This is a genomic window from Streptomyces sp. UH6, from assembly GCF_013421635.1.
Lineage (GTDB): Bacteria > Actinomycetota > Actinomycetes > Streptomycetales > Streptomycetaceae > Streptomyces > Streptomyces abyssomicinicus.
The window spans coordinates 1-9,978 of the sequence record NZ_JACADT010000111.1; the positions used below are offsets into that span (position 1 = coordinate 1).

Sequence of the window (9,978 nt, forward strand, 5' to 3'; positions counted from 1 at the left end):
GCCGCCGTCAGCTCCTGGCTCGACCCCGCCGTCAGCGCCCCCACCGGACCCGAGACCACCACCGCCCGCGTCACCGTCCACGTCCCGTCCGTCATCCCGCTCCTCGGCGAGGGCTGGGACATCGTCCGCGAGGCCACCATGCCCACCGACCGCCTGTCCGCCGACGGCTGAGGAAGGAGAGCCCCATGAGCCTGCGATCCCGCCTCGCCGCGGCCAACGGCCCCGACGGCGCCCCGTCCGGCATCCCCGGCCAGGACGGCGCGGCCGGCCAGCGCGAGGAGAACCACCTCGTCGCCGTCTACCGGGCCAAACTGCTCGAGGAGATCGACCTCGCCGAGATGTCCGCCCTCGGCGCCACCGAGCGCCGCACGCGCCTGGAGCGCGTCCTGGGCCACATCATCAGCCGCGAGGGCCCCGTCCTCTCCTCCACCGAACGCGCCCGCCTGATCCGCCGCGTCGTCGACGAGGCCCTCGGCCTCGGCGTCCTCGAACCGCTCCTCGCCGACCCGTCGATCACCGAGATCATGGTCAACGGCCCCGACTCGATCTTCGTCGAGCGCTCCGGCCGCGTCGAGCACCTGCCGCTGCGCTTCGCCTCCGCCGACCAGCTGATGCAGACCATCGAGCGCATCGTCTCCACCGTCAACCGCCGCGTGGACGAGTCCAACCCGATGGTCGACGCCCGCCTGCCCACCGGCGAGCGCGTCAACGTGATCATCCCGCCGCTCGCCCTCACCGGCCCCACCCTCACCATCCGCCGCTTCCCGCGCGCCTACACGCTCCCCGAACTGATCGGCCTCGGCTCCCTCGACGAACAGATGCTGCTCCTGCTCGCCGCGTTCGTCCGCGCCCGCTTCAACATCATCGTCAGCGGCGGCACCGGCACCGGGAAGACGACCCTCCTCAACGCCCTCTCCGGCCTGGTCCCCTCCCACGAACGCATCATCACCATCGAGGACTCCGCCGAACTCCAGCTCCAGCAGAGCCACGTGATCCGCCTGGAGTCCCGCCCCGCCAACATCGAGGGCAAGGGCCAGATCACCATCCGCGACCTGGTCCGCAACTCCCTGCGCATGCGCCCCGACCGGATCATCGTCGGCGAGGTCCGCGGCGGCGAGACCCTCGACATGCTCCAGGCCATGTCCACCGGCCACGACGGCTCCCTCGCCACCGTCCACGCCAACACCGCCGAGGACGCCCTGATGCGGCTCCAGACCCTCGGCTCGATGTCCGAGGTCGGCATCCCCTTCGAGGCCCTCACCGACCAGATCAACTCCGCCGTCGACGTCGTCGTCCAGCTCGCCCGCCACGCCGACGGCGCCCGCCGCATCGTGGAGATCGCCCTCCTCGTCTCCCGCGGCCGCCAGGCCTACCGCATCGCCACCGTCTCCCGCTTCGTCCCGCGGCCGATGGGCCCCGACCGCGTCGTCCACGGCCACCACCAGCACCTTCCCCTGCCCCGCGAGGCCGCCGACAAGCTGTTCCTCGCCGACGAGGCCGTCCCGCCCGCCTTCGGCGTCACCGACGCGCTCGACGCCCGCAACACCCGGGAGGCGCTGACATGAACTGGTCGCTCCTGGCCCTCGGCGCCACCCTGCTCGCCGCCCTCCTCGCCGTGGCCGGCATCCACGTCCACGCCTCCGGCCGCGCCCAGCGCCAGGCCCTCGTCGACCGCCTGGAGGCCGAACAGGGCGCCGTCGGACCGGTCGGCGGCCGCTCCCGCCGCTTCACCTCCGTCGACCGCCGCCTGCGCCGCACCCGGCTCGGGCGCGCGGTGCAGCTACGGCTGGCGGCCACCGGACTGGACGTCACCGTCGGCGAGTTCGCCGCGTACGCGGCCGGCGCCGCCGTCGCCCTCTGGATCGTCGCCTCCGCCGTCCTCGCCCCCTTCTTCGGTCCCATCGCCGCGTTCGTCGCGCTGTGGTCCGCCGGGGTCTACCTCAACTGGCAGCGGCAGCGCCGCATCGAGGCGTTCATCAACCAACTCCCCGACGTGGCACGCCTCATCGCCAACGCCACCGCCGCCGGCCTCGCCCTGCGCACCGCCCTCGCCATGGCGGCGGAGGAACTCGACGACCCCGCGGGCTCGGAGCTGGCGCGCGTCGCCGACCAGCTGACCCTCGGCCGCTCCATGGACGACGCCCTCGGCGAACTCGCCGAACGCCTTCCCTCCCGCGAACTGATCGTCCTGGTCACCACCCTGGTCCTCTCCAACAAGGCCGGCGGCTCCGTCGTCTCCTCCCTCCGCAACCTCACCCAGACGCTGGAGGAGCGCAAGGAGACCCGCCGGGAGGTCCGCACCATGCTCTCCGAGGTCAACGCCACCGCGCTGACGGTGCCGCTGCTCGGCATCGGCTCCCTCCTCCTCGTCGACACCTCCAACGAGGGCGCGCTGGCCCGCGTGACCGGCTCCCCGGTGGGCCAGGCCCTGGTCCTGCTCTCGCTGGGCCTGTACGTGCTCGGCTTCCTCGCCATCCGCCGCCTCGGAAAGATCGAGGTGTGACCCGTGCCGACGTCGACGCTGCTCCCCCTCGGCCTCGCCCTCCTGTCGGCCCTCGCCGCGGCCGGGCTCCTCCTGGGCATCCGCCTGCTGCGCGCCGACGCGGCCCTCCCCGACGACCTCGCCCTCGCCCTGGAGGTGGGCTCCACCCGCGTCGGCCGCCGTGACTCCGCCGTCGACCGCCTCGGCATGCGCTTCGCCCCCACCGTCCTGCGCCTCATGGGCCCGCGCCGCGCCGACGCCAAGCGCCGCCGCATCGACATGGCCGGCAACCCCGGCGGCCTCACCCTCCAGCGGTACGCGGCGCGGCGCGCGGTCTACGGCCTCTTCGGCGCGTTCATGTTCCTCGTCTTCGCCACCAACGCGTCCTGGCCGATGGCCCTGGTCTCCCTCGCCTTCGGCCTCCTCGCCGCCGACGCCCAGATCTGGCAGGCGGTCCGTGAGCGCCGCGAGGTCATCGACCGCACGCTGCCGGACTTCCTGGACGTCCTCGCCGTGGTCGTCTCGGCCGGCCTCGCCTTCCGTCAGGCCCTGGACCGCGTCGCGGAACGGTACGAGGGGCCGTGGGCCGACGAGCTGCGCATCACCCTCCGCCAGATGGACATGGGCGTCCCCCGCCGCCAGGCCTTCGACGAGCTGCGGCGCCGCAACGACAGCGAACAGGTCGCCCAGTTCGTCTCGGCCCTCCAGCAGGGGGAGGAGCTGGGGTCCCCCATCGCGGAGACGCTCATCCAGATCGCCACCGACATGCGCCGCACCGACGCCCAGAACGCCCGCCGCCGGGCGGCGAAGACCATCCCCAAGGCCACGCTGGCGACGCTGCTGTTCATGCTCCCCGCGACGCTGATCCTCATCGCCACGGGCATGTTCCTCGGCACCGCCACGGGTATCGGTTCCATCCTGGGGGGCGAATGACCGCGCCCCCGCCCTCAGGTACCCCCACCCCACCCACCCACCGGGAGGCCCACCATGACCCGACTCCGCACCTGGACCAGGACCACCTTCACCCGCCTACGAGGACCGGAACGAGACCGGGGCGCGAGCTTCATCGAGTACGCGGGGCTGCTGATCATCGTTGCGGGGATCTTTGTGCTGATCGACGGCTTGGGGCTGGACGGTCAGATTTCCAACGCTATCGGCGATGCCGTGCAGCGAGTGGTCGGCGGCGGCTGACCTCGTTGGTAGCCGCCCGGGGGGATGGCGGTCAGACGCTCCCGCTCTACATCTGGCTCACGACAATACTGCTGCTCGCAGGGCTCGCGTTCTTCGCGTGGGCCCAAGCTGCGTCCGCGCGGAATCAAGCCCAAACAGCGGCTGACGCCGCTGCGTTGGCGGCGGCGCAAGAGGCGCGCGAGGAACTGATGGATGGCTTGGTGGCCGCGCTGGCGGATGAGGGCGATTGGCTCGATTGGCTGGACCCGCGCCAGGCCACCGGTAACGGTGCCACGGCTGCGGCGGTGGAACTGGCTGCGCAGAACAACGCGTCTCTGCAAGGTGGAGCGCAACCCGTCGACCGTAACGGTTTTCCCGGCTACCTAGTGGCGGTACGCACCAATTTCTCCGTGGGGGAGTCGATCATCCCGGGCACCGAGAGTGCCAAGGCCGACGCCTCGGCAGTCGCTGTACTGCAGCCACGCTGCCGGTTCGACAGCGACGCGGACGCATCCGAGGCGGTCGAACTCGACTGTGACGGTGAGCTGGTGATCCTGGACCCCAATGAATTCGACCCAGCCGACCTACCAGATGCAGCAGTGTTGTTCGCCGTCTACTTGGCCGATTGAAAGGACCACTAGTCACATGAAGCGCAAAGTCAGGCTTGGCCTGGTGGGCGTTGCTTCCGGTTGCGCCCTCTTGTTGGCTGGTTGTGCCGACGGAGGCGACGGAGACGACCGGAAGGCGAAGCCGACGAAGGATTCCGCTGCCGGTGATGCGCAGGGAGCACCGACTGGCGAGGAATCTTCTACTGAGGGCACAGTGCTGGCAACGGCCAAGGACGGCGACGTCACCGTGACGGTCACGTCCGCGAACCGGGATCAGGGGGGCTTCGTCACGCTCACTGGTTCGCTGACCAACAACGGGTCAAGGGCCTGGTACGCCGAGGATTGGCAGAGTGCTGAGACAGAGCTGGCCAGCAACGGTGTTTCCATGGCGGGGGCGAGCCTCGTTGACGAGGAGGGTAAGAAGCGCTACCTCGTTCTGCGGGACACCAACGGACGGTGCCTCTGCACCAAGTTCTCCCGTGTGGCGGCAGGAGAATCCGCGGACTGGTACGCCCAGTTCCCCGCACCGGCGGAGGACGCGACCGAGGTCAAGTTCCAGGTGGGCTCCATGCCCCCCGCAACGGTTCAGCTTTCGGCGGGGGAGTAGCCATGCCACCCACCCCCCGCTCCGTCCCGACGGCCTTCACCGCGCTTGCCGTGATCGTCACGCTCAGCCTGACCGCGACTCCCGCCCTCGCCGACGAAGGGGGCCCCAGTGAACCCCCCGGTTCCGTGAGTTCGGCCGCGCCGCCGGAGGTGGACGGCGGTGCCGGGGGACTGCGGCTGGAACCGGGGGCACAGCTCGCGCCCGCGAAGGTGCTGGACATCAAGTCCGTCGTGGAGGACCTCGGCGGTGAGGAACGCCGGGAGGACACCCCCGAGTCCGTCACCCTGGCCCTCCAGGCGGAGGTGCTGTTCCCGAAGAACAGCTCCCGCCTGAACCCGGAGGCCAAGTCCCGCATCGCCGCGATCGCCGAGGAGATCGCGGGCCAGCAGGCCACCACCGTCCGCGTCTTCGGCTTCACCGACAACCTCGGCAGCTACACCCACGGCGAGAAGCTCTCCAAGGACCGCGCCGACCAGGTCCAGCGCGAACTCGCCGCCCACCTGGGTCCCGACGTCTCCTACGAGGTCCGCGGCTACAGCGAGGACTACCCCATCGCCGACAACTCCACGGAAGAGGGCCGCCGCAAGAACCGCAGGGTGGAAGTCACCTTCCAGAAGGCCCCCTCCCCCGACATCTCCGCCTCCGCCCCCTCGGCCTGACCCGACCCGACCCGACCCGCCCCGGCCCGACCGGTAGGTGTGCCCGCGATTCACCCCCCTGGCGACCAGGAAGCGGCACACCTACCCCACCCGCACCCGGCCCACGCCGGGGTACGGAGCGCGGGACAGGGCCTCGGCCAGGCGGGCGAGGGCCGTGTCCGGCCGGGTGCGGAGCTGGGTGGGGGTTGCCGGGATGACGCAGAGACCGGCGGACGCCAGCAACGCCTGGCGGGTCACCGTGCGGGTGAAATCCTCCCCGACCTGGTGATGGCGCACGGAGTCCACCTCCAGCACGACCCCGTGCTCCGGCCAGTACGCGTCGGGGCGGCACAGGAATCGTCCGTCGATGCGCAAGGCCCGGTTCCACAGCGGCTGGGGGAGCCCGCTGCGGGCAACGAGTCGCCGTCCCCATCCCTCGGCGACGGAGTGGGCGCCGGCTTCAAGGTCGGCCAGCACGGCGCCGAGCTCGCCGGTCAGGGGGACCTGGCGGCGCAGGAAGGTCTCCCGCAGCTGCTCCACCCCTACCCGCCTGCGCTGGACCGCCTCGTAGAGACAGCCCTTCCGCACAGGCTCGCCCGCGCGCACGGCGGCGGCGCACGCATCGGCCAGGGCCCACGGCAGCGGAGCACAGGGGAACCCGTCCACGTCGACCGTACGGGGCGGCATGGTGCGGGTGCGCCGCACCTTCACGAAGGACATCGACCGGCGCTTGCGCGGTACGGGCAACAGCACCTCCACCTCAGCCACCCGCGCCGGCTCCGGCGCGTCCCGCAACCCGTGCAGCGCGAGCACGGCGACGGAGGTGAGCTGTGCGCCGGATCCCGCATGGCAGAGGGCGGCGTGAAACCGCTGCCGCCAGGTCAGAGGGCCGGTGTGCAACACGAAGACCCGGGGCAGGGGTTCCTGCCAGTGCCGCTTGCGCCGGTGGTTGACGGCGGCGCGCGTCACCCCGGCGTCCAGCAGCTCCTGCAACGTGGCGACCTGTTCCCGCCCGATGCGCTCGATGTCCACCGGTGAAGGCCACGGACGACGCCTCACCTTCCGCCGGGGCTGTGGACAACCCCCGCACAGCAGAACGCCGCCCGCCTGCCCGCCGGGGAGGGCGGGGAGGCGGGCGGCGTCAGCAGCACCGGACGCGGCCCGGGGGCCGGGGCCGGACGGGGTCAGTGGGGTGCCGGCTGGGCGGCCTTCTTCACATCGACGTGTCCGTCCCCCGCGGCCGGGGCGGGCCGGCGGAGGGTGAGGCCGATGAGGAGGGCGGTGACCAGGATCGCCGCGCCGACCCAGAACGACAGCTGCGCGCCGCCGGTGAGGGCTTCCGCCTTGGGGAGGCCCTCGTGGGCGAGGGACTCGGAGCGGGCGGAGAAGAGGGCGACGAACAGGGCCGTGCCCGCCGCGCCGGCGACCTGCTGGACCGTGTTCAGCGCCGCGGAGCCGTGGGAGTACAGCTGCGGGGTCAGTCCGGCCAGGGCGGTGGTGAACAGGGGGGTGAACATCATCGAGAGGCCGAGGCACAGCACGACGTGGGAGACGAGGACCAGCATCCAGGAGCTGTCCGGCTTCACGGTCGACAGGCCCAGCATGGCCACCACCGTCATGACCGAACCCGGAATGACCAGCGGGCGCGGGCCGAAGCGGTCGTACCAGCCGCCCACCACGGGACCGAGCAGGCCCATCAGGATGGCGCCGGGGAGCACGATCAGGCCGGTGGAGAGGGGGTCGAGGTGCATCGCCTGCTGGAGCACCAGCGGAAGGAGGATCAGCGCGCCGAACATGCCGAGGGCGGCGACGGACATCGCGGCCAGCGACTTGGAGAAACCGGGCGCGCGGAAGACCCGCATGTCCATCAGGGCGTCGTCGGTGCGCTGGAGCTTGAGCTGACGGAGGACGAACAGGAGCAGGACCGCCAGGCCCGCGGTCACCGGGATCGCCGGGTGCACCGCGGCGCCGCCGCCCTCGCCCATCGCCGACAGGCCGTACACCAGCCCGCCGAAGCCGAGCGCGCTCAGCGGCAGGGACGGCACGTCCAGCTTCTGCTGGCTCCGCTCGGAGACGTCCTTGACCATCAGGGCGCCCAGCACCAGCGCCGCGATCGCGATCGGCAGCATCACGCCGAAAACGCCACGCCAGCCGAGCGGCCCGACCAGCGCGCCCGACATGGTGGGACCGAGCGCGGGAGCGGCGGCGATCACCAGGGAGACGTTGCCCATGAAGCGGCCGCGCCGGGACGGCGGGACCAGGTTCATGACGGTCGTCATCAGCAGGGGCATCATCACGGCCGTGCCGCTGGCCTGGACGGCGCGGGCCAGCACCAGGACGCCGAACGTCGGGGCCAACGCGGCCAGGGCGGTGCCCGCCGTGAAGAGCCCCATGGCTATGAGGAACGAGCCGCGGGTGCCGAGGCGCTGCAACAGGAAGCCGGTCATGGGGATGACGACGGCCATCACCAGCATGAACACGGTGGTGAGCCACTGGCCGACGCCGGCCGACACACCGAAGTGCTCCATGATCGGCGGGAGCGCCACGCCCATGGTGGTCTCGTTGAGGATCACCACGAACGCCGCGACGAGCAGCAGGGCGATCACGGTGAAATGGCTGCGGGACAGCTTGCCGTCCGCGGGAACGCCGGGCGGAACGGCCGCGCCGGGCGGGGCGTGCTCCCCGTTCACCTCGGGAGAGGGGGAGGGCGTGTTCGGGCGGGCGGACGCGGTGTCCATGAAACCTCCGGGCTGCTGCTGGTTACTGGGCGACCGTGGGCCGTTACCCGGCGGGTGCAACCCGTGCCGAGGCAGGGGCATTCCTCCGCCCGTCCCCAGGTGACAGGGGTCACGTGCAGAACGGGCGGAGGAAGTGCGGGGTTCCGGTCGGCGCGGTGCGGACCGTGATGTCGGACACGGCGCGCACCGGCGGCAGGTTTCGGTCGTCCGGGGAGAAGTTTCTCAGATTCCCCCGGGGCGCAGCAGGGCGTCGGCCCATCGGCCCATCGGGCCATCGGCGCCGGCCCGGTGCCGGGCGGGCGGAGGTCAGCAGCAGCCCGGGCCGGCGGGCCGGAATGGCGGGCCGGAATGGCGGGCCCGGATCGGCGTGGCCCGGGCCGGTGGGAGCGGGCCGGTCAGTGGCGGGTGCGGCGGCCGCCCAGACCGGCGAGGTGCAGGGCGACGGCGGCGAGGCCCAGGAGGGTGAGGTTGCCGGAGCTGAACACGGCGTTGGTGTCGAGTTCTGTGACGTTGATCAGGAAGGCGAGGACGAACAGCACGGCACCGGCTATGGCGAGCATGGGGCTGACTCCTTGTTGTTCGGTTGTATCCGTCGTCTCGGGGCGGGCGGCGGCCCCGCGTCCCTCGGCCGGGGCCGCCGCCCGTGCCTTCCCGTCTGCCCTCGTTCCGGGCGATCAGGCGCGGCGAGGAACCTTCGCCACCTCGGGTCCCGGCCGCCTGCGACGGTTGTCAGTTCGTCCTGGTGTTGGTCAGGTGCGCGCCTATGTAGCCCACGATCACCCGGCCGGTGATGCCCTTGGTGTCGTCCAGGAAGTACACCCGCGGTGAGGTGCTCCCCTTGCTGTCGATCTTCAGGTGGGACTGCATCTCCGCCATGCCCGACGCGTCGACCGTCTCCGGGACCGGGAAGATCCGCTCCTCGCCCCACCGGTTCATCGTCGTCTCCGACTCCACCAGCGCGACCTGCTTGCGCGGCCACTCGCCGCCCGACTGCTGGGAGGAGCAGTACTGGTAGAAGCCGCCCTTGAATCCGTCCTTCGCCGCCCGGGCGTAGGCGTTCAGCGCCCGCAGGCCCTTCCACGCCTTGGCCGCCCAGATGTGGCCGCGCTGCGCGTCGTCGAGTTCGAGGGCGCGCTGGGCGTCCGCCGTCACCAGCACGCTGTCCAGGCTGTCCAGGCGCTCCCACACCGTCCGGAACGATTCCGGGGCGCCCGCCGCCTCCTTGACGACCGTCTCCTCGTACCGCCCCTCCTCGCACAGCCGCTCGCGCAGGACGTACACCTCCGCCTTGGCGGCCTCCTCGCCGTCCATCGCGCGCAGGGCCGTCTCCATGTCCTCCTCGGCCTGGGCGACGGCCAGGTCCCGCTGCTCCTCCAGCGCCGCCGTGCTGCGCGCCGACAGGTCCGCGTCCAGTTGGGCCTGCCGCAGTTCCTCACGCGCCCGGTCGAGGTCCGCCCGCAGGCGTGCGTTCTCCCGGCGCAGCGTGGACGCCTCGTCGGCGCCGGGCGGCAGCAGGAGGGCCGGCGCGTCCGGCACGTCCGGCGCGGCGGTCGCCTTCCCGTCGGTGCCGCGCCGCCGCGTGGCCTCGTCCGGGAAGAGCACCGCCCGCAGCGGGCGGGGGAGCGGAGCCTCGGTGGACAGCCGCTGGACGGCCCGGACCATGCCGAACCAGGTCCGGTCCTCGGCGTCGCACATCCGGGCCGCGGTGACGAACCGGTGACGTGAGGCGTCCTTG

Annotated in this window: 10 protein-coding genes and 1 pseudogene; 7 read left to right on the top strand and 4 right to left on the bottom strand. The window is 72.0% G+C overall.

Going from position 1 to position 9,978, the window contains the following annotated elements:
- Nucleotides 1-185 precede the first annotated feature (185 nt).
- The 7 genes from HW445_RS09160 to HW445_RS09190 are packed head-to-tail and all read left to right on the top strand — an operon-like array spanning nt 186 to nt 5,526.
- Nucleotides 186-1,565, top strand: a complete 1,380-nt coding sequence (locus tag HW445_RS09160; protein ID WP_180220527.1) for a CpaF family protein — start codon at nt 186-188, stop codon at nt 1,563-1,565.
- Nucleotides 1,562-2,503 (top strand): type II secretion system F family protein, encoded by a 942-nt coding sequence (locus HW445_RS09165; protein ID WP_180220528.1) that lies wholly within the window; start codon nt 1,562-1,564, stop codon nt 2,501-2,503. Before HW445_RS09160 ends, HW445_RS09165 begins: the two co-directional genes overlap by 4 nt.
- A gap of 3 nt (nt 2,504-2,506) precedes the next feature.
- Nucleotides 2,507-3,415, top strand: coding sequence for a DUF5936 domain-containing protein (locus HW445_RS09170; protein ID WP_180220529.1), 909 nt, complete (start codon nt 2,507-2,509; stop codon nt 3,413-3,415).
- 54 nt (nt 3,416-3,469) lie between these two features.
- Nucleotides 3,470-3,673 carry a hypothetical protein gene (locus HW445_RS09175; protein ID WP_180220530.1) on the top strand — a complete coding sequence of 68 codons (204 nt, stop codon included), beginning with the start codon at nt 3,470-3,472 and terminating at the stop codon, nt 3,671-3,673.
- Nucleotides 3,674-3,678: 5 nt separating this feature from the next.
- The gene (locus HW445_RS09180; protein ID WP_180220531.1) at nt 3,679-4,281 is read left to right on the top strand and encodes a pilus assembly protein TadG-related protein; all 603 of its coding nucleotides are present in this window, start codon (nt 3,679-3,681) and stop codon (nt 4,279-4,281) included.
- Between the two features lie 16 nt (nt 4,282-4,297).
- Entirely contained in the window at nt 4,298-4,867 is a 570-nt protein-coding gene (locus HW445_RS09185; RefSeq protein ID WP_180220532.1) for a hypothetical protein, read from the top strand.
- Nucleotides 4,868-4,869: 2 nt separating this feature from the next.
- The gene (locus tag HW445_RS09190; RefSeq protein WP_180220533.1) at nt 4,870-5,526 is read left to right on the top strand and encodes an OmpA family protein; all 657 of its coding nucleotides are present in this window, start codon (nt 4,870-4,872) and stop codon (nt 5,524-5,526) included.
- 81 nt (nt 5,527-5,607) lie between these two features.
- Here the strand turns inward: HW445_RS09190 and HW445_RS09195 are convergent, their stop codons facing one another.
- From HW445_RS09195 to HW445_RS09210, 4 genes and pseudogenes are all read right to left on the bottom strand, one after another.
- The gene (locus tag HW445_RS09195) at nt 5,608-6,537 is read right to left on the bottom strand and encodes a hypothetical protein (protein WP_180220534.1); all 930 of its coding nucleotides are present in this window, start codon (nt 6,535-6,537) and stop codon (nt 5,608-5,610) included.
- A 152-nt stretch (nt 6,538-6,689) separates the two neighbouring features.
- A complete protein-coding gene (locus tag HW445_RS09200; RefSeq protein WP_180220535.1) occupies nt 6,690-8,243 on the bottom strand; it encodes an MDR family MFS transporter in 1,554 nt (517 codons plus the stop codon).
- Nucleotides 8,244-8,638: 395 nt separating this feature from the next.
- The gene (locus HW445_RS09205) at nt 8,639-8,803 is read right to left on the bottom strand and encodes a hypothetical protein (protein WP_164540557.1); all 165 of its coding nucleotides are present in this window, start codon (nt 8,801-8,803) and stop codon (nt 8,639-8,641) included.
- A gap of 169 nt (nt 8,804-8,972) precedes the next feature.
- Nucleotides 8,973-9,978: pseudogene (locus HW445_RS09210) on the bottom strand (hypothetical protein); the annotation flags it as partial.

Excerpts from the sequence above, each read along its gene's own strand:
- HW445_RS09205 (WP_164540557.1), bottom strand. The coding sequence starts at position 8,803 with ATGCTCGCCATAGCCGGTGCCGTGCTGTTCGTCCTCGCCTTCCTGATC.
- HW445_RS09175 (WP_180220530.1), top strand. The coding sequence starts at position 3,470 with ATGACCCGACTCCGCACCTGGACCAGGACCACCTTCACCCGCCTACGA.
- HW445_RS09200 (WP_180220535.1), bottom strand. The coding sequence starts at position 8,243 with ATGGACACCGCGTCCGCCCGCCCGAACACGCCCTCCCCCTCTCCCGAG.
- HW445_RS09165 (WP_180220528.1), top strand. The coding sequence starts at position 1,562 with ATGAACTGGTCGCTCCTGGCCCTCGGCGCCACCCTGCTCGCCGCCCTC.
- HW445_RS09190 (WP_180220533.1), top strand. The coding sequence starts at position 4,870 with ATGCCACCCACCCCCCGCTCCGTCCCGACGGCCTTCACCGCGCTTGCC.
- HW445_RS09185 (WP_180220532.1), top strand. The coding sequence starts at position 4,298 with ATGAAGCGCAAAGTCAGGCTTGGCCTGGTGGGCGTTGCTTCCGGTTGC.
- HW445_RS09160 (WP_180220527.1), top strand. The coding sequence starts at position 186 with ATGAGCCTGCGATCCCGCCTCGCCGCGGCCAACGGCCCCGACGGCGCC.